Genomic DNA, 17,420 nt, shown 5'->3' with positions numbered 1-17,420 from the left:
AAAAAACACCTGGAATAAAAGAGAGAATAGAGCAGCTTATTGGACTTTTGGTAAGACCTACAATACTCTCTTTCTGAACAGCACTACCAGAGGTATCAGCCACGCCAAATGCACCGCAAGAGCTATTGGGAAATTGCTGTAGTCGTTAAGTGGGATTCCTTCAAAGACCTTATAGAGCCAGTAAGTTGGGAGGAACGCCGTAAACCTGCTCCAGTCCGTTGAGAGGTTCCGCCACACCACGATGAGCTTTATCGCCGGGGGCAGGAAGAGCAGCCAGCCGAGGACCTTGCCCACAGTTAACGCCTGCATCCTGGACTCCGAGAACACCGTGATGAGCAGCCCGTAGATCCACACCTCAAAAAGGAAGAGCGTCATTAGAGCTAGAATGCCCTTTTGGGGTATTTCTATGTCGAGTATATAGGGGGCAACGAAAGTAAATACAGCCACTACTATTGAAGCCCAAGTTAGCCTATATGCCAAAAAGGCCTCGCTTGAGATAGGGATGACTTGGAGAGCTTGAATAGTTTTGTCTTCCTTTTCGTCAGCCATCATAAAGCCAGGTATCATGCCGAATATCATGGGTATGAATATCAGGCCCAGGAGGGCTAAAAGAGGATAGTAAGGCCCGATGCGGTCTTTGAAGTAGCGGATGATGAGGAGGATCACGAGAGTCATAACCACGCTGTACAAGAGCATTGGGTCCCTCCTTAAAAGCTTGAGGTCGGTCTTATAAATAGCTCCAAACTTCTTCACAAAACTCATCTCAATCCCTCCACAGCATACTTGTAGAACCTTATTTTAGCTACATAATACGCTATACCAGACCAGAGGAGCAAAGCTACCCCTGAAAGCGCCAAGGTATCCCTTGAGACCTCTACAAAAGGAGCTTTAAAGAAATAAAGTGCTGGGTAGCTGGGAACAATGTAGAGGACTTTCCATATTTCGTTTGTGAGGTAACCGTGATAGTGGGCAAAGGGAAGTAGCGAGACCACTAGAACAGCCATTATCGGCACGAAGTAATCATCAAGATCGTGGTACTTTGCCGCTATCCCTATACCGAGGAGGGTGTAAACTATCGAGCACAGAAAGACTCCCACGATAACGTAAGGAAGCCCTTCAAGGGAGCGTGTGCCAATAGCCATTATTAGCACTGCCCCAATTATTGAGAGAACGCTCATCAGAAATGTTTTAGCAAATATGTAACTTCTCCACTCTATTGGCGTCACTGCGAGGGCGCTTATTGCGCCATCCTTCTTCTCCGCGAATATCTCAGTGCCAACGAACATAAATCCAACGAGCCCCGGCTCGAATATGAGAAAGATAGGCACCATTGTGGGAAGGTACTGCTCTGGAAACGCCATGAGCATTAGTCCATAGGCGAGACCTATGAGCACATATATCGGGTAGACATAGCTCCTAACCCCGACGATGAGGTTCGTCTTCAGCAGGTTCCCCATCATACGAGCCGCCTCCCCGTCACCTTGAGGAAGATCTCTTCTAAGGTAGGCTCCTCCGTGTTGATCCTCCTTATCTCGTAGTTCCTCAGGATGTTTAGAAACTCCTCGTTCCGGCCGATGCCCTCGAGCGGGAACTCCGCCGTTCTCACCTCGTTGCTCGCCACGTACTCGACTTTCACGAGCCTCTTACCCATCTTCACCTTGAGCTCGCCCGGGTTGTCCACGAGCCTAACGGAGCCATCGACAATGAAAGCAACTCTGTCGCAAAGCTCATCGGCCACGTACATGTTGTGAGTGGTGAGGAAAATAGTCTTTCCGCTCTCCTTCATCTCAAGGAAGAGGTCTTTGAACTTTCTGGCACTTGCTGGGTCGAGGCCCTCTAGGGGTTCATCAAGGAAAAGGATATCGGGATCAGGGAGCAAAGCCCTTGCCAAATCAAGTTTTTTCTTCATGCCCTTAGAAAAGCCAGCGACTAGCTGGTCTGCCTCTTTGTCAAGCCCCACCATCTTGAGAACTTCCATCGGGTCAAGGTGCTTTTTGTAAAAGCTCGCGAAGAACTCGAGGTTTTCGAGGGCAGTCAGGCGGGAGTAAACCGCTGGAAACTCGAAGGAAACGCCGATTTTGTTGTAGTAGTCCTTGCCCCACTTCCTAAGGTCTTTGTCAAAAACCTTAACTTCTCCAGTATAGTCCTTTATTATTTTGACGAGAATTTTGACGGTTGTGGTTTTTCCGGCCCCGTTTGGCCCCAAAAACCCGTAGATTTCGCCCTCCTCGACCTCGAAGCTTAAGTTTTCCACACCTCTAACATCACCGTAGTACTTTCTAACATTCTTAACCTCAATTACAGGCATGTTTTCACCGATTTAAAATAGGGCTTTGAAGTAGTTATAGTTAACCCCGCACATGTGCGGGTGCGGAAAGTTTTTAGGAAAGTTCACATAAAGATACATTCATGTGCAAGATGGCGCACTTTGGTAACTGTGACCCAGATACTGCTAACCAGAAGTACTGTATTTTTCATAAGCCGAACAAGAGTGAGGAAGAGGCGAGAGAGTTCTACAGGAAGTTTTTGGAGAGATTTAAGCCAAGAGTCGAAGAGATTGAAGTTCATGGACAAAAGGTAAAGAGGTTAGTTTTTGAGGAACTGGTTGATGCTAGAGGGTTCGTGTTTCCGCGGATTCCAAACGAACTAATTAAATATTCTGATCCAGAGGGGAATACATTAGATGAAATTTTTTCTTTTGAGTGGGCAGTATTTAAGGAAAATGTATGGTTTAGCTATTCAAATTTCGAACAAGCATATATTCAAAGTAGTCTTGAGTTGAAGGATATAGAGCTTTTTCAAAGTTTTGGAAGCGATCAGGTTCCTGATGTGGAAATTGACTCTTTTAAAACTCTAGAGGTTGACATGATCTATAAAGACCTGCAAAGCATGATTCCAATTGAGAACTTTATAAGCTTTCGATACTCAAAATTCGAAAAGGAAGCACTATTTGAAAGAGCAAAATTTAGTGTTGCTAGATTCATGGGTGCACAGTTTAATCGAGGAATTTTTGAGAATGCGGAATTTAAATATGCTGATTTTATGTGGGCACAGTTCAATATTGCAGACTTCAATTGGGCAGTCTTTGAAGAAGCTATTTTTGAAGATTCAAAATTTAACATAGCTCACTTCATGGAAAGCAAGTTCAACAAAGCAAACTTTGCGAGAGCACAATTCAAAAAAGCATACTTTACTGATGAGACAATAGTGTATCCTGGGGAGCTTTTAACTATCTACGAAGGGTGGACTAAATTTAACGAGGCTAATTTTAAAGGTGCAAAATTTAATGAGTTGTACTTTACGAGAGTTCGAGTCCTCACCTACATATCTTTCGATGGAGCTGTAATTACGGATAGAGCGATGTTTATTGAACCTAACTCTTCAGATATAAACTCTTTGTTGGATGAAAACTGCGTAGATAAAGAATGTTGGAAAGACATAACCGTAAATAACTCATTTAAGATGTGTATTAAACGTTTTTGCCATCCTCAACCACTCGCAGAAATTGCCAAAATGCAACGCATTATATACGAGCGACTTGGTGATAGAGAAAACGCAGACAAAATGTTTGTCCTCGAAATGCGGGCTAAACGAAAAGCCCGTCTCAAAAATGCGCAAACGAAGTTTGAAAAGCTCAGAGCTTATGCCTATAATTTCTTTGAATGGCTTCTCGGAGACTTACCCTCAGAATACGGGACAAACTGGATTCGCTTGTTAGGAATTTCATTGCTTGTGATTATCGGGAATGCTATTCCTTACACCATCTGGAGCAACTTCATTGAGGGGTTCCCTCAAACATCTAATTATCTTGTTCGCTTTGCCAACGCCCTCTACTACTCCCTCGTCACATTTACAACACTTGGCTACGGCGACATGCATCCAACGGGCTGGCTTAAAGCACTAAGCGCCCTCGAGGCCTTTACCGGTGCTGTCTTCATGGCACTCATTGTTGCGGTCATAGCAAGAAAATGGATGAGGTGAGGTTTTTATGTGCGACTACATTTATTCAGATGGAAGTAAATGTCAAGAAGCACCATTGGAAGGCTCAAGATATTGCGCTCTCCACATCAGCTTTGAGGAAGGAGAAAAACTTGTTTGGAGAGAAAAATTGGAGGAATTGAAACTCAGCGCTGTCGCAAGAAAACTTCAAGCTGGAGATTTTAACTTTGAAGGTGCATATCTATACACCTTCCCCTTAACGTGGGAAGTTTTGGAAGAATTTGGGATTAAGGAAATAGAGGACAATATAATTCTTAGCAATGCTAATGTGCTAGAGGTGATTATTAGGGGCAGAGAAGATAAACCTTTGAAGTTCAAGGACCTTCTTATTTACAATGCAAACATTCAAGAACTGTATATCACGAATTCACAGTTCCATGGTATCTACTCTATCCCCTCAACTGTTTATGGAATACTCTCCAAGAAAACAAACGATTTGGTTGAGGATTCTAATGTATCCATAGTTGATCCGAACCTCTTTAAAATTGAAGAACTTCAAACACTTTTGGATTCAAATTGCTATGTGGGAAAGTTATATATAATCCTCTGTGAGGGAAGCACTCTATGGCTAAACGGGTTAAAATCATTAACAATAGTCCTTTCAGAATCCAACGTTACAGATATATGGTTTAATTCTTCGATGATCACCGAACTCGTTTTGGGTAAAAATTTATCTGTAAGCAATGACATTAACCTTAAGTTTTCAGCTATTAAAACAGGCAAATTGATTCCACCCATCAAGATAGGGGGGAGGTTGTATTTGAATTATACAAACATCCATTCAAATCGTTTTGCTGTCGAAATGTTTAACTTAGCAAAAAGACTTTTTAAAGAAAGTTCACGGCCAGAGGATTTAGATAATTTAGAATACCATTTCTATCGGGAGATGGTTGCGAGGAGAAAATGGAAAGTTGAACTAGCAAAGGAAGACTGGAAAATCACCAATAAAAAATCATTTAAGAAGCTTTTCAGGTTTTTATTAGTCAAGTTTGGGGGTATTCTCGAGTGGATATTCCTAGATGTACCAATAAAATACGGAACCAGTTGGAAAAGACTGTTATCTATTTGGTTTTCTTTGGTTTTAATAATATTTCCTATATTGTACCTGTTAACAGGTACTGTACCAGGAATTAAGTCGTATTGGCAAGCTATATACTTCAGTATTGTCACAGCAACAACTCTAGGATACGGAGATTTTCATCCTGAAGGGTTAGGAACGTTTCTTGCATCCTTAGAAGCCATATTTGGCACTTTCATGTGGGCTCTCCTCATAACAACATTAGGGAGAAAGTATTTAAATTCCTCATGAACAATCTCTGGAATTAAGAAATCACCTCAGCTTCTCACCGACCCTTATTATCTCGATAGATGTTGGAACGGTGAGGGCAGATAATTAGCCTATAAGCTCCTCAAGGATTTTCCTCTCCGCTTTCCTTAAGTGCTCCTTCACGGTTGAGGGGCTCAGGCCGAGTATTTGCGCCAGTTCTCGGAGGGTTATCCTCCTTGGATTATCGAAGTAGCCGCTCTTGTAAGCTACTAACAGAGTTTTTAGTTGTTTTTCTGTGAGCTTTGGAAATATACTCTTTTGTGGGGTGTAATCTTCTATGCTAGCAACCTCCGCATTGTAGGTTTTCTTGAGAATCGATATAATTTCTGGGATGAAGTTCTCCTCACAGACAACGTAGAGAAAACTTTCCTCTGGTGTCATCGTACCTTTCTCGAATATTACGAAGCCTCTTTTCTGGAGCTCAAGTACGTCAAAAGCTTCTTCTGAGTTCGGGTGTTTTGGAAGCTTTGCACGTGTGTACATGTAGTAATGACCGTTTTTTAGAGGTATCAACTTGATGTCCTCAACATAGGGAAGCTCCTTCACTCGATTTACGATATCTTGGGGATTGGCTTCTTCTTTGAACTTTATTTCCACGAGCTTTATGATTTCGTCACCGATCATGAAGTACGTGTCTCCATATGCCCACTCTATTGCCCCTATAAACCATTTAAAGTCTGAGAACTGCTCCGAAGAATTGGGAAATTTGAACTTTATCCTCTTCATAGGCATCAAAGATAGTTGAAAAGCAAAAGTTATTAATTTTGCCAAAGCCGTTTTAGTTAGACTTATATCTAAGGGTTAGCCAAAAAAGATTAGACGGTGAACAGGATGCTGGCTGTAGTTACGGGAGCATCAAGAGGCATCGGCCGTCTTTTGGTCGAGAGGTTAATCAAAAAGGGCTACCAAGTTGTGGGGATAGCGAGAAGCAGAGAAGCACTGGAGGAGCTTAAAGCTAGATTCGGCGATTCTTTTGAATATGTAGTCCAAGATTTAGCTCAGGATGGCGCAGAAAGAGAGGTCAAGAAAGCCCTTGAGAGGCTGGGGGTGGGTAAGGTTGACCTCCTCATCAACAACGCCGGGTTTGCGATAAAAAAGCCCCTTCTGGAGCACGGTGAAGAAGAACTTCAAAAGCTGTTTTAACAATAAGCCCGGTTTTAATGACTAGAGAACTGCTACCCCTTATGCAAAGCGGTTCGAAGGTTGTAATGGTGTTGAGTGGAGTTGCCTTTGTTAGAACTCCAGAAATGTCTGCTTATGGTGCCGCAAAGGCTGCCCTTCACTACTTATCACTTACACTTAGCGAAGAGCTCCGGGAAAATGGAATAAAGGTCATAAGGGTATATCCAAAGCAGGTTGCCACGCCTTTCTAGGACAAAACTCCGAAGGGGGCTATCTCACCGGAGCAGGTTGCCGATGCCATAATAAAGGCAATAGAAAATGGAAGAGAAGAAGTTTTCGTGCCGGGATACATTAAGGTTGCGAAATACCTGCCGAGATGGCCAGCTCTAACCTACAGGTTTGAATTTTAAGGCTTTGCCAAGTGCTCCCATCCCAAAAGGGGCATCCTCTCAAGTTTTCCATCTCTTTGCAGGTAAACGCCCTCTCCCTTTTCAACCTTCCCAATGATGGAAAATTCAAAGTCGAGCTTTTCGAGGTGTTCCTCGGGGATAGTAAAGATAAGCTCAAACTCCTCTCCACTTGCCAGTGCAAGGTTGATAGGATCAACTCCCAAGAGCTCTGCAACTTCAAAAACTTCCTTCCTTATTGGGAGCTTTTCGGCATAGATGGTTATCTTCACTTTGCTCATCTCCGCTATCAGGTGGAGCTCCTTGCTCATGCCGTCGCTTATGTCTATTGCGGCGTTTGCATACCTCGAAAGTATTTGCCCCTCTCTGAACCTCGCCTTGGGCTCAAGGAGCTTCTCATAGAGAGCTTTCCTTGTTTTTGGACTAACTTCAAGGTTGTCGAAGTAGACTTTAAGCCCCGCTAGAGCCCTTCCAATGTCGCCGGTAACGCAGACCAAATCTCCCTCCTTTGCTCCGCTTCTCGTGAGCAACCTTTTGGTCTTTCCAAGGGCTATCCCATCTATTATGAGATCGCATGCTTCGTTAGTATCGGCACTTATTATGGGCGTGCTGTAGAAGTCAGAAGCCTCAGCGATTCCCTTTGCAATGCCTTCAAGATACCCCATATCAATATCTCTGGGCACTCCAAGGGAGAAGAGGAACCCTATCGGTTTACCCCCCATGGCGGCAACGTCGCTCACGTTCATAGTGAAGACCTTAAAGCCAACTTGCTCAGGCGTCATTATTCCCGGAACGTCTGTGCTTTTCACCAGCATGTCGTTTGTTGCTATGAGCCACTCATCGCCGAGCTTTAGCGCTCCAGTGTCATCTCCTAAAGGCAAATCTCCCTGGTTCTTGAAGTATTTCATGAACAGCTTTATTATCTCACGCTCCACTGTGATCCCCTTTGATAGTGAGACATGCAGGTTAAAAAGTCTTGGGAGAAAGAGATTTATATCCTGAGGACTCAAATTTTTAAGATGGTTATGATAAGGGTCGAATCCCCTGGCAGGGTGAACTTAATAGGCGAGCACACCGACTATACTCTTGGCTACGTAATGCCGATGGCAATAAACCTCTACACGATTTTGGAGGGAGAAAAAGCGGAAGTGGTGACTCTTTATTCAGAACACTTTAGAGAGGAGAAATTCTTCAGCCTGGATCAGCTTTACAAGGAGAACACATGGATAGACTACGTAAAAGGAGTTTATTGGGTGCTGAAGAAAGAGGGGTACAATGTAGGTGGAATTCATGGGAAAATACTGGGCAACTTACCACTTGGAGCCGGATTAAGTTCTTCAGCAAGCCTTGAACTCGCAGTTATGGCTTTCCTAGACAAGGCATATTCTCTCAACCTTTCTCGTCTCGAAATGGCATTGCTTGCCAAAAAAGCGGAAAACGAATTTGTAGGTGTGCCCTGTGGAATTCTTGACCAGTTTGCAATAGCTTTTGGAAAGAAAGGACACACAATATTTTTGGATACGGACACACTAAGCTACGAGTACATACCGTTCCCCAGCGACGTTTCGGTGCTGGTGTTCTATACAGGGGTTAAAAGGGAGCTTGCATCCTCAGCCTACGCAGAAAGGAGGAAAATCGCAGAGGAATCACTTCGTTTTCTTGGAAAAAGAACTTCAAAAGACGTTAATGAGAGTGAACTTATTAAGCTCCCCTCTCTTTACCGGAAGTTCTTTGGCTACATCGTTAGGGAAAATCGGCGTGTCCTCGAAGTGAGGGATGCCCTAAAAAACGGGAATATTGAAAAGGTTGGGGAAATATTAACCAGAGCCCACTGGGACATTGCAAGAAACTACGGAGTGAGCTCAGAGGAGCTGGACTTCTTCGTAAGAAAAGCCAGGAGACTTGGAGCTTATGGGGCAAGGTTAACAGGAGCAGGCTTTGGAGGCTCGGCAATAGCCCTTGTTGACAAGGAAAAGGCGGAGGAGGTTGGAAAAGCAGTCCTTGAGGAGTATGGGAAGAAATTTCCGTGGAAGGCTGAGTACTTCATCGTAGAGCCATCTGATGGGGTGAGATAGTTGAGAGCGCTCGTCTTTCACGGCAACCTCCAGTATGCCGAAATCCCAAAGAGCGAAATCCCAAAGGTCATAGAGAAGGCATACATCCCAGTCATCGAGACACTGATTAAAGAAGAAATTCCTTTTGGGCTCAACATAACGGGCTATACCTTAAAGTTCCTCCCGAAGGATATTATAGACCTCGTTAAAGGGGGCATCGCGAGTGACCTGATAGAGATAATCGGAACGAGCTACACGCACGCAATACTCCCCCTCCTGCCGCTTAGCAGAGTAGAAGCACAAGTTCAGAGAGATAGGGAAGTTAAGGAAGAGCTCTTCGAGGTTTCTCCAAAGGGATTCTGGCTGCCAGAGCTCGCCTATGACCCGATAATCCCTGCCATACTGAAGGACAACGGTTATGAGTATCTATTCGCCGACGGGGAGGCGATGCTTTTCTCAGCTCATCTCAACTCGGCGATAAAGCCAATTAAACCGCTCTATCCACACCTTATAAAGGCCCAAAGGGAAAAGCGCTTTAGGTACATCAGCTATCTCCTTGGTCTCAGGGAGCTTAGGAAGGCGATAAAGCTCGTTTTTGAAGGTAAGGTAACGCTAAAGGCAGTCAAAGACATCGAAGCCGTACCCGTTTGGGTGGCCGTGAACACGGCTGTAATGCTCGGCATCGGAAGGCTTCCTCTTATGAATCCTAAGAAAGTGGCGAGCTGGATAGAGGACAAGGACAACATTCTTCTATACGGCACCGATATAGAGTTCATTGGCTATAGGGACATTGCAGGCTACAGAATGAGTGTTGAGGGATTATTAGAGGTTATAGACGAGCTCAACTCGGAACTGTGCCTTCCCTCAGAGCTGAAGCACAGTGGAAGGGAGCTCTACTTACGGACTTCGAGTTGGGCACCAGATAAGAGCTTGAGGATATGGAGAGAGGACGAAGGGAACGCAAGACTTAATATGCTGTCCTACAATATGAGGGGCGAACTCGCCTTTTTAGCCGAGAACAGCGATGCAAGGGGATGGGAGCCCCTCCCTGAGAGGAGGCTGGATGCCTTCCGGGCGATATATAACGATTGGAGGGGTGAAAATGGGGAACCTTAGAAGAAGAGTTTCGATTGCACTGCTTGTATTGATGGCAGCTTTTTTGATGGCTGATCAGAACCTTCTTCCTCCAAACTATCAGCAGATAATGGCAGAATTTGGTATAAGTGAAACTCAAATGGGCCTTGTTTCGACTATTTTTGTTGCAACGAGTGCATTGATCACTATCTTATGGGGCATGCTCTCCGATATAAAAAGCAGAAAGAAGCTTCTCGTGGTAGGGGTTCTCCTTGGAGAAATCCCATGCTTCCTAACGGCTTACGTTACCAGCTACTGGCAACTCTTGGCAATGCGCTTTCTTACGGGAATAGGTATAGGCTCGATAATTCCCATAGGCTACTCTCTAATAGCGGACATGTTTGAGGAGGAAAAGAGGGGAAGAGGATACTCCTATATAGAGACTGCCTTTGGTTTTGGGACGCTCTTCGGAATGATAATAGCAGGTTTAATAGTGAGCTGGAGGACTCCATTTATAATCGCCGCGGTTCCAAACTTTATCCTCGCGCCGCTCTTCTACTTCGTAGCAGAGGAACCCAAAAGAGGTGAGGGAGAAAAGGAGCTCAGAGAAGTGCTAGAGAAGGGCTATGAATACACTTACCGGTTGAATAAGGAAGCACTCAAAAAGTCCCTCAAGACCAAGACAAACATCCTAATTTTCCTTCAGGGCATAATAGGGACAGTACCGTGGGGAGTCATAATGTACTGGCTTATCTCTTTCTTCATTGTAACGAGGGGCATGGAGAAAAGCACCGCTACGTTTGTCCTCCTCATAGTTGGCATCTCAAGCGTCATAGGAAGTCTGTTAGGCGGATTTGTCGGAGATTACTTTGAGGCAAGGCAGAGGGGTGGAAGGGCTGTAATTACCGGTTTGGCAATTTTCATTGGAATGATAGCCGCTATAGGTCTTATCCTTTACCCCCTTCCGAGCAAATTAACTTCAATTCACTGGATAGGTTTAACCCTCTACTCCCTCGCCTTTATTCAGTTTGTTTCCTATGCAGGACCAAACGTTAGGGCAATAGTGTCTCAAGTCAATCTTCCAGAAGACAGGGGCACTGTGTTTGGCCTTTTTAATATCTTGGACAATGTTGGGAAAGCAACTGGACCTTTGTTTGGTGGATTTTTAATAGAAACTCTTAGAAGCATGGGCTACTCAGATGCACTAGCGTATGAGTATACACTTCTAATCGGAGCACTATTTTGGATACCCTGTGCGTTAGTATGGCTCTGGATAAGAAAAAGCTATCCTGAGGACAGAGATGCAGTGAAGGAAATACTAAAGAAGAGGGCAAAGGAACTTGTAAAGGGGACGTCATAGCTCCGGAAGCCCATACTTTGCCAGCAGTTCGTCTTTTATTTTCTTTTCCCTTGCAATTTCTCCATATATGTAAGCACTCTTTCTCGGTCTCCTCTTGAAGGTCGTGTAGTCCACCTCGACCAGCCCAAAGCGTGGTCTAAAACCCTCAGCCCACTCGAAGTTATCCATAAAAGACCAATAGAAGTAGCCTCTCAAGTCAAAGCCATCGTTTAAGGCTTTGTGAACGTACTGGAGGTGCTGGATGATAAACTCTATCCTCCACTCATCGTCTAAGGTAGCTATCCCGTTTTCCGTGATGTACATTGGCTTTCCGTAGTGTGAAACCTTTGCTATAGCTTCGTATATGCCCTTTGGATAGACACTCCAACCCATATCTGTTTTTCTCTCGCTTAAGTCTGCAAGCTTGGCATCGAAGAAAAACTTTAGCGGATTCCAGCTATGCCTTACCTCGCTGGCTGTGTAGTAGTTTATCCCTATGAAGTCTGCATCGCTTTCTGGAGTTTTGTAAGTTCCAAAAGCTCCTTTATATTTTCCGCTCCATATTGCATCAAGGAAGTTCCAGTTAAAGAGGTTATCCGCCTTTTGGGCAGCTTCTACGTCTTTCTCTCTGTTGCTTGCAGGGAGCATTATGGGGATGTTTTTAACTATCCCCACATCAAAGTTACCATGGAGGATATCATATGCCATTGCATGGGCCTTAAGGAGGTTTGCGGCAACTTTAAAGGCTTTAAAGGGACTCTTGATGAAGGGCGGCCAGTAGGCTGTGAGGTAGCCCATCATAACATAGACCATCGGCTCGTTGAATGTAGCTACAAGCTTGACTCCCTTGAGGAGCTCCGCGGCTTTATCAACGTACTGCTCCCAGTACTTGAGGTTTTCTTCCTTCAAAAAGCCTCCCTTCCGCATGAACCACAGCGGTGATGTGAAGTGGTGCAGTGTAACGTTTGGAGTAATCCCCTTCTCAAGGAGGATTTCAATTATTTCACGGTAGCGGTTGAAGGCTTCTTCATTGAATTTGCCCTCTTCCGGGAAGAGACGGCTCCACTCTATCGAAAAGCGGTAGGCATTGTAGCCGAGCTGTGCCATTAGCTCTATATCTTCCCTGTAAAGCTCCCAGTGATTGCAGGCTTTACCGGATTTGTAGGGGAGCTTACCTATCTCCTCATAATACCACCAGTCGTTCCATTTATTATCTCCCTCGATCTGATGAGAAGATGTGGCGGTTCCAAAGAGGAAGAACTCCGGAAAGACAATCATAGCATTCACCAAATTATTTATTTGGCTTGAAAACTTAAATCTATTGTGATGGTTATGCGCGAGCTCAGATATAATCCTTTAACCGGGCAGTGGATCATGGTTTCCGCCGTTAGGAGGAACCGGCCTTGGAGGCCTAGAGACTTTTGTCCTTTCTGTCCCGGCACTGAGGAGACTGGTTACGGCTGGGAGGTTCTTCTTTTACCAAATAGATTCCCCATGCTGTCTTTTGATGCTCCAAAGCCGGAGCAGGAGGAGTTTTACATAAAGGCGAGGGCAATAGGACAGTGCAGTGTTATAGTAGAAACCCCTGAACACGAACTGAGGGATCTCGACGAGCTTCCGAAGAAGCAGATGACAAAAGTCGTAGAGCTATGGAGGGAGGTAACTGCCAAGCTCATGGAAAACTCCAGAGTGGCTTATCTCGCAATCTTTCGCAACAAAGGCGAAGAGATAGGAGTTAGCTTAACTCACCCTCACGGTCAGCTCTACGCGCTTCCCTTTATCCCGCTCAAGGCGAGATTAAAAATCGAAAACTCAAGGAACTACTACCACCGCTTTGGAGAATGTCTATTTTGTAGAATACTTAAGGAGGAAGCCAATGAAGAAAGAGCTATCTATGAAAACGAAAGCTTCATTGCGTTCATGCCCTTCTTTGCCAGCTGGCCTTTTGAAATCCATGTGTATCCAAAGAGGCACGTTCAGTATTTAACCCAGCTTAACAGCAAAGAGACGAGAAATTTAGCCGATGTGCTTCAAGTTGCTACTGGAAGCCTAAATGAAGTCTTAGAGAGAGACATGCCCTACGCGATGATGGTCTTCCAGGCACCGTTTAAAGGGAAATACTCCTTCTACCACCTGCACATCGAGTTCTACCCAATCCTAAGGGACAACAGAAAGATCAAATACACTGCAGGTATTGAATTGGGCACATGGGAGTTCACTTATGATGGTATCCCAGAGGAGAATGCGGAAAAGCTTAAAGAGGCCTGCAGAAGAGTCATTAAAAGATTAAATGCGGAGGGTAGATGTCTTTAAGTTTTCTTCAAGAAGCTCAAAATCGAGCTCTGTTTCGGTTTGTAGTAGATTTCTTCCTGCTTTATTTCTACGCTCTCAATTTCTTCAAGCTTAGCTTTCTTTATCTCTTCCGGGAGCTTAATTTCTCCGTATTTGCCCCCTCCACCAGGAATTACGATAAGCTTTTCATTTCTGAACGCCCAAATTGCCTTGGCTATCTCTTCCCCAATCAGCTCGGCTATGCTTTTTATCGGAACATCAACCAAAACGGCAATTTCACTGCCGAACTCCCTAAGCAGCCTTTCCCATACACTTTTGACAGCTTTGGTTTCAACACCTTTGTTGAGAACCATGGCTATTATCTCCGCAAGGGGAGCCAAATGGAGGTAAGGAGGTCTGTCCTTTGGCTTTTCATTTGTATCGGCAAGCTCAAGAATTCTATCGTGAACTCCCTTCTTTATAACTCCCCCGCAAAGCTCACATCTCCAGTTTAATCTCTTCGCATCCTCAAGCCTGTATTTGGTGTAGCACTTTGAGCAGGCTGTTAGATGGTACTTGCCCAACCTTGGATCAAGTCCGGCGTTGAGGATTATCTTCCTCCCTCCCCGCTTTAAGATAGCCTTTCTAACTTCATCAAACGTCGCATCTTCAATCTCAAAGCGGTTGAATTCCCTCCCAAGTCTATGGGGCATTGGAGAATGAGCGTCGGAGTTGCTTAAATAGGTGAGCTTGTGATGAGCCTTTATCCTGTCGGCCATGTAGGAATCGGCAGAAAGCCCTAGCTCAAGGAAGTGAACCTTAGCGTCGCCATATGCCTCTTTAAGGCTGTTGTACTCCTTGTAGAGAGCTGTCCATGGGGTAAAGGCATGTCCCGGGCCTATCAAAACGTCAAGCTCATTTGCTAAATCCGCTATTTCAGCGGCGCTTAAATTTACGTGCGGCCTTCCTTCGGTTTTAATATCCTTCGAGTAGGGGTTGAGCCTTTCACGCATCTCTCTTACCGCGTCAATAGAGGGAAAAATCAGGAGGTGATGAACTCTTCTGTTATCTTCAACCTCAGCCGTAAGGAGAAATCTCACACCTTTTATTTCATAACTTCCCTCATCAACTTTTTGAGCAGCTTTTAAAAGCTCCTTCTCCCATTGAGGATTTAGAATATCTCCAGTGCCTACAATTCCAAGACCTTTGAGCTTTGCGTTTTCTGCTAAAATAAGGAAGGTCATCAACTTTGAGACCGCCTTGGAATAGCGGGAGTGGATGTGCAGATCAGCATCAACTATCATAAAAGCACCTCAAAAGAAAAGGAAAAATCAAAGGTAGCCTCTATCTTCTTCCTCATGGCCTGGTTGTGGAAGCTGCTGCTCAAACATCGCCCTCTGCATTTCTTGAACCTTTCTAAGGATCTCTTCGGTTTCTTTTGCCCTCTCATCGAGAGCGCTCATGTCTATCTCTAAATTGAGAACCTGTGCAACGACGCTTAGAACTGCTTTGGCAGCTTTCGCATCCACTATGTAACCAAGGCTTTCTCCAAGGAAGCATGCTCCTCTCATTCCTCTGAGCTTTCCTATGCCCAAGAGCAAACCTGCTGCTCCGACTATTGCCCCTCCTTCGTCTTCCCTGAACACAACAGGTAGGTGTTTGTATTTCTCCTTTGTTTCCAAATCGGTGAAAGAGGCTAAAACCCTTGGCTCCCTTTCAAGCTCTGGAACCTGGTAACCTCCCATGGTAATTATCTCCCTTGTTCCGAACTGCTCCACAAAGTCAAGCATCTTTCCAACAACTTCAAAGTGGCCGTAGCTGTCGGTTGGAGGTACTTGAGTGTCTCCGGTGATTATTATCAAATCCCTATGCTCATCATCGGGACTCTTCCAGTAATAGAACTCATTTCTCATCAAATCTACTGTCGAATCTTTTTTCACTATGACTTGGTGCATGAAGTGAGGAGAGTAAAGCTCAGCGAATTTCTTTGCCTTAAGTTCTTGAATTAAATGTTCTGCAGCCAGCTTACCAACTAAACCAATTCCCGGGAGACCTTCAATAAAGACCGGGTCGTATATGTCGGGCTTTTCATAAACAACTATCATCGTTTCCTTCATTTTTTCACCCCAATACCAAGTAGTTCCCTCTTAAGTCTCCTCCTATACTCCCCGTACGGATCCTCCGGGGAAAACTTAGGAGGATGAGCCGATTTAGTTTTTTCTCCACAAACCGGGCAAATATCTTTTAGTGTGTATCTACCGCATTTTGGACATTTTTTAATTCTAAACCTCATGCCTCTCTCCTCTTTATCTTCCTTATCTTCTTTTCCTTCCTTATGAGAGAGGCTTCCCCACCGGCTTGTTTTATGACCTGAAGTATCTCCGAGGCTATCTTTTCTAGCACTTCTTCGGCTTTATAGTAGTCCGGGGCTGTAATGTCTATCCTGTACCTCGGTGCACCGAGATAGCTGAACTTAACCTCTATTCCCTGCTCTTCATTCGCCCTATCTCTGGCTCTTATAAGGGCTTCTTTTATGATTTCAATGCCGTTAGGAGTCGGGACACTTATTTCAAACTCCGCATCTATTGTGACGGTTGGAATTTCAACGTAGTTCTTTATTATCTCCTCAAGAACCGGTAACCATTCATCTGGAATAAGACCTTTAAGAACTTCAATGCCATTTTGAGCGGCGTCTTCAAATGCCGCATAAACCTCTCCATACTCCTCCTCAAGTGGTACCCAAACCTCTCTCCAAGCTGTCTCAAAGTCCTTGCCGAGTTTTTCAGCCGCCATCTTTAAGAGGTTCTCTGCTTTTTGAGCCCTCTTGAACTCCTGAAGCTTTGCCTTCCTCTCCTGTTGCTTGACCCTTTTGAGGCTTAAATCTATATGACCCTTACTTGGATCAACGCGTATAACCTTTGCCACAATCTTCTGGCCTTCTTTAAGGTAATCCCTAATGTTTCTCACAAAAGTCGGAGCAACTTCGCTTATGTGCATGAAACCTTCCTTTCCGGGATACTCGTCAAGTGTCAAGAACGCACCATAGTGGTGGATGCTCTTAACGGTAGCCACAACAAACTCTCCTTCCTCAGGAAATTCTCTAGCTCTCCTCGGCATTTTCACCATCTCCCAAAAATTTTACCTAATAAAGGTAGTTGTATGAGGTTTTTTAAGGTTTTGGAGAAAAATAAGAGAGATCATTCAAGAACTTCGAGAATCTTTGCCTTTATGATCCCCTTTCCACCAGCTGGTTCGACGAGAGTTGAACCGCAAACTAAACAGCGTACTTTTGTGGCTGGGTGGCTGAAAACTATTTGCTCGTTTCCACAGTCAATGCACTTAACTCTGAGGAATCTTGATCTTGGCATTGGAATGAGGTTCTTGGGCATTGCCATCTTCTCTCACCTCACACAAGTTCAAACTTCTTTACTCTAAATCCTTCGCCTCTTGTGTGTGCCTTTCCGCACTCTGTGCACCTAAACCTAAGGTCAAGCTTCTTCACTGGCTTTTCCCTTCCACTTGGGTTTGGCCTTGGGAAACCTTTGTAACCCTTAAGGATTCTCCTGAATCTTCTCTGACCCGCACTAAGCTCACTCCTAGGTCTCTTCTTCACTCTTTCTACCTTGTGAACTGTGTGCTTCTTACAAAACGGGCAGTATGTCCTTATCTGCTTTGGGTATTTCATCTTTCCACCTCCCTAACACGCCCGGTAGGTTCCTTTACGGACACCCCCGAGCATGAACCCATGACAGTCCGAGAACCCCTAACATAGAACCCTTTAAAACGTTTTTGGAAGCTCAGAAAAATTTTTAAATACAAAATGTTAC

20 protein-coding genes are annotated in these 17,420 nt (G+C 44.6%); 8 read left to right on the top strand and 12 right to left on the bottom strand.

Going from position 1 to position 17,420, the window contains the following annotated elements:
* Positions 1 to 57 precede the first annotated feature (57 nt).
* From NF859_RS09480 to NF859_RS09470, 3 genes are read right to left on the bottom strand one after another with little or no spacing between them, the layout of a single operon-like run.
* Positions 58 to 762, bottom strand: a complete 705-nt coding sequence (locus NF859_RS09480; RefSeq protein ID WP_252744014.1) for an Rv2686c family ABC transporter permease subunit — start codon at positions 760 to 762, stop codon at positions 58 to 60.
* On the bottom strand, positions 759 to 1,460 hold the full coding sequence (locus NF859_RS09475; protein ID WP_252744013.1) for an ABC transporter permease: 702 nt from the start codon (positions 1,458 to 1,460) through the stop codon (positions 759 to 761). Before NF859_RS09475 ends, NF859_RS09480 begins: the two co-directional genes overlap by 4 nt.
* Complete coding sequence (locus NF859_RS09470; protein ID WP_252744012.1) at positions 1,457 to 2,308, bottom strand: ABC transporter ATP-binding protein; 852 nt, start codon at positions 2,306 to 2,308, stop codon at positions 1,457 to 1,459. The genes NF859_RS09475 and NF859_RS09470 overlap by 4 nt, the downstream gene beginning before the upstream one ends.
* A 101-nt stretch (positions 2,309 to 2,409) precedes the next feature.
* On the opposite strand from NF859_RS09470, the gene NF859_RS09465 reads away from it, so the two are divergent.
* Positions 2,410 to 3,981, top strand: coding sequence for an ion channel (locus NF859_RS09465; RefSeq protein ID WP_252744011.1), 1,572 nt, complete (start codon positions 2,410 to 2,412; stop codon positions 3,979 to 3,981).
* A gap of 7 nt (positions 3,982 to 3,988) precedes the next feature.
* On the top strand, positions 3,989 to 5,308 hold the full coding sequence (locus NF859_RS09460; protein ID WP_252744010.1) for a potassium channel family protein: 1,320 nt from the start codon (positions 3,989 to 3,991) through the stop codon (positions 5,306 to 5,308).
* Between the two features lie 84 nt (positions 5,309 to 5,392).
* Here the strand turns inward: NF859_RS09460 and NF859_RS09455 are convergent, their stop codons facing one another.
* On the bottom strand, positions 5,393 to 6,058 hold the full coding sequence (locus NF859_RS09455; RefSeq protein WP_252744009.1) for a helix-turn-helix domain-containing protein: 666 nt from the start codon (positions 6,056 to 6,058) through the stop codon (positions 5,393 to 5,395).
* Between the two features lie 99 nt (positions 6,059 to 6,157).
* On the opposite strand from NF859_RS09455, the gene NF859_RS10760 reads away from it, so the two are divergent.
* Together NF859_RS10760 and NF859_RS10755 are read left to right on the top strand one after the other, a co-directional pair.
* Positions 6,158 to 6,469, top strand: coding sequence for an SDR family oxidoreductase (locus NF859_RS10760; protein WP_435372003.1), 312 nt, complete (start codon positions 6,158 to 6,160; stop codon positions 6,467 to 6,469).
* Positions 6,470 to 6,486: 17 nt separating this feature from the next.
* Complete coding sequence (locus NF859_RS10755) at positions 6,487 to 6,699, top strand: SDR family NAD(P)-dependent oxidoreductase (RefSeq protein ID WP_435372002.1); 213 nt, start codon at positions 6,487 to 6,489, stop codon at positions 6,697 to 6,699.
* 155 nt (positions 6,700 to 6,854) lie between these two features.
* Here the strand turns inward: NF859_RS10755 and NF859_RS09445 are convergent, their stop codons facing one another.
* Positions 6,855 to 7,790, bottom strand: coding sequence for a thiamine-phosphate kinase (locus NF859_RS09445; protein ID WP_252744008.1), 936 nt, complete (start codon positions 7,788 to 7,790; stop codon positions 6,855 to 6,857).
* An 84-nt stretch (positions 7,791 to 7,874) separates the two neighbouring features.
* On the opposite strand from NF859_RS09445, the gene NF859_RS09440 reads away from it, so the two are divergent.
* Genes NF859_RS09440 through NF859_RS09430 form a run of 3 tightly spaced genes read left to right on the top strand, consistent with a single transcriptional unit; the run spans position 7,875 to position 11,343 of the window.
* The gene (locus NF859_RS09440) at positions 7,875 to 8,930 is read left to right on the top strand and encodes a galactokinase (protein ID WP_252744007.1); all 1,056 of its coding nucleotides are present in this window, start codon (positions 7,875 to 7,877) and stop codon (positions 8,928 to 8,930) included.
* Positions 8,931 to 10,025, top strand: a complete 1,095-nt coding sequence (locus NF859_RS09435) for a glycoside hydrolase family 57 protein (RefSeq protein WP_252744006.1) — start codon at positions 8,931 to 8,933, stop codon at positions 10,023 to 10,025.
* Entirely contained in the window at positions 10,012 to 11,343 is a 1,332-nt protein-coding gene (locus tag NF859_RS09430) for an MFS transporter (RefSeq protein ID WP_252744005.1), read from the top strand. The genes NF859_RS09435 and NF859_RS09430 overlap by 14 nt, the downstream gene beginning before the upstream one ends.
* On the opposite strand, the gene NF859_RS09425 is transcribed toward NF859_RS09430, so the two are convergent.
* Entirely contained in the window at positions 11,338 to 12,600 is a 1,263-nt protein-coding gene (locus tag NF859_RS09425) for a glycoside hydrolase family 1 protein (RefSeq protein ID WP_252744004.1), read from the bottom strand. The genes NF859_RS09430 and NF859_RS09425 overlap by 6 nt on opposite strands.
* Before the next feature lie 54 nt (positions 12,601 to 12,654).
* Between NF859_RS09425 and galT the strand changes: the two genes are divergently transcribed.
* Positions 12,655 to 13,635, top strand: coding sequence for a galactose-1-phosphate uridylyltransferase (gene galT, locus NF859_RS09420; RefSeq protein ID WP_252744052.1), 981 nt, complete (start codon positions 12,655 to 12,657; stop codon positions 13,633 to 13,635).
* On the opposite strand, the gene NF859_RS09415 is transcribed toward galT, so the two are convergent.
* From NF859_RS09415 to NF859_RS09390, 6 genes are all read right to left on the bottom strand, one after another.
* Complete coding sequence (locus tag NF859_RS09415) at positions 13,632 to 14,897, bottom strand: TIGR00375 family protein (RefSeq protein ID WP_252744003.1); 1,266 nt, start codon at positions 14,895 to 14,897, stop codon at positions 13,632 to 13,634. The genes galT and NF859_RS09415 overlap by 4 nt on opposite strands.
* A gap of 27 nt (positions 14,898 to 14,924) precedes the next feature.
* Positions 14,925 to 15,710, bottom strand: coding sequence for a proteasome assembly chaperone family protein (locus NF859_RS09410; protein ID WP_252744002.1), 786 nt, complete (start codon positions 15,708 to 15,710; stop codon positions 14,925 to 14,927).
* A complete protein-coding gene (locus NF859_RS09405) occupies positions 15,707 to 15,886 on the bottom strand; it encodes an RNA-protein complex protein Nop10 (RefSeq protein WP_004069087.1) in 180 nt (59 codons plus the stop codon). The genes NF859_RS09410 and NF859_RS09405 overlap by 4 nt, the downstream gene beginning before the upstream one ends.
* Positions 15,883 to 16,710 carry a translation initiation factor IF-2 subunit alpha gene (locus NF859_RS09400; RefSeq protein WP_252744001.1) on the bottom strand — a complete coding sequence of 276 codons (828 nt, stop codon included), beginning with the start codon at positions 16,708 to 16,710 and terminating at the stop codon, positions 15,883 to 15,885. The genes NF859_RS09405 and NF859_RS09400 overlap by 4 nt, the downstream gene beginning before the upstream one ends.
* 80 nt (positions 16,711 to 16,790) lie before the next feature.
* Positions 16,791 to 16,982 (bottom strand): 30S ribosomal protein S27e, encoded by a 192-nt coding sequence (locus tag NF859_RS09395; RefSeq protein ID WP_171814846.1) that lies wholly within the window; start codon positions 16,980 to 16,982, stop codon positions 16,791 to 16,793.
* A gap of 17 nt (positions 16,983 to 16,999) precedes the next feature.
* Positions 17,000 to 17,278, bottom strand: a complete 279-nt coding sequence (locus NF859_RS09390) for a 50S ribosomal protein L44e (protein ID WP_004069081.1) — start codon at positions 17,276 to 17,278, stop codon at positions 17,000 to 17,002.
* Positions 17,279 to 17,420 lie beyond the last annotated feature (142 nt).

The sequence above is a fragment of the Thermococcus alcaliphilus genome (assembly GCF_024054535.1).
Taxonomy (GTDB): Archaea; Methanobacteriota_B; Thermococci; order Thermococcales; family Thermococcaceae; genus Thermococcus_A; species Thermococcus_A alcaliphilus.
The sequence above is the reverse complement of the archived record's forward strand: the minus strand, read 5'-3'. Positions and strand labels throughout refer to the sequence as shown.

Coding starts and splice junctions, on each gene's coding strand:
- NF859_RS09480 (WP_252744014.1), bottom strand. CDS start 762: ATGAGTTTTGTGAAGAAGTTTGGAGCTATTTATAAGACCGACCTCAAG.
- NF859_RS09475 (WP_252744013.1), bottom strand. CDS start 1,460: ATGATGGGGAACCTGCTGAAGACGAACCTCATCGTCGGGGTTAGGAGC.
- NF859_RS09470 (WP_252744012.1), bottom strand. CDS start 2,308: ATGCCTGTAATTGAGGTTAAGAATGTTAGAAAGTACTACGGTGATGTT.
- NF859_RS09465 (WP_252744011.1), top strand. CDS start 2,410: ATGTGCAAGATGGCGCACTTTGGTAACTGTGACCCAGATACTGCTAAC.
- NF859_RS09460 (WP_252744010.1), top strand. CDS start 3,989: ATGTGCGACTACATTTATTCAGATGGAAGTAAATGTCAAGAAGCACCA.
- NF859_RS09455 (WP_252744009.1), bottom strand. CDS start 6,058: ATGCCTATGAAGAGGATAAAGTTCAAATTTCCCAATTCTTCGGAGCAG.
- NF859_RS10760 (WP_435372003.1), top strand. CDS start 6,158: ATGCTGGCTGTAGTTACGGGAGCATCAAGAGGCATCGGCCGTCTTTTG.
- NF859_RS10755 (WP_435372002.1), top strand. CDS start 6,487: ATGACTAGAGAACTGCTACCCCTTATGCAAAGCGGTTCGAAGGTTGTA.
- NF859_RS09440 (WP_252744007.1), top strand. CDS start 7,875: ATGGTTATGATAAGGGTCGAATCCCCTGGCAGGGTGAACTTAATAGGC.
- NF859_RS09430 (WP_252744005.1), top strand. CDS start 10,012: ATGGGGAACCTTAGAAGAAGAGTTTCGATTGCACTGCTTGTATTGATG.
- NF859_RS09425 (WP_252744004.1), bottom strand. CDS start 12,600: ATGATTGTCTTTCCGGAGTTCTTCCTCTTTGGAACCGCCACATCTTCT.
- galT (WP_252744052.1), top strand. CDS start 12,655: ATGCGCGAGCTCAGATATAATCCTTTAACCGGGCAGTGGATCATGGTT.
- NF859_RS09415 (WP_252744003.1), bottom strand. CDS start 14,897: ATGATAGTTGATGCTGATCTGCACATCCACTCCCGCTATTCCAAGGCG.
- NF859_RS09410 (WP_252744002.1), bottom strand. CDS start 15,710: ATGAAGGAAACGATGATAGTTGTTTATGAAAAGCCCGACATATACGAC.
- NF859_RS09405 (WP_004069087.1), bottom strand. CDS start 15,886: ATGAGGTTTAGAATTAAAAAATGTCCAAAATGCGGTAGATACACACTA.
- NF859_RS09400 (WP_252744001.1), bottom strand. CDS start 16,710: ATGCCGAGGAGAGCTAGAGAATTTCCTGAGGAAGGAGAGTTTGTTGTG.
- NF859_RS09395 (WP_171814846.1), bottom strand. CDS start 16,982: ATGCCCAAGAACCTCATTCCAATGCCAAGATCAAGATTCCTCAGAGTT.
- NF859_RS09390 (WP_004069081.1), bottom strand. CDS start 17,278: ATGAAATACCCAAAGCAGATAAGGACATACTGCCCGTTTTGTAAGAAG.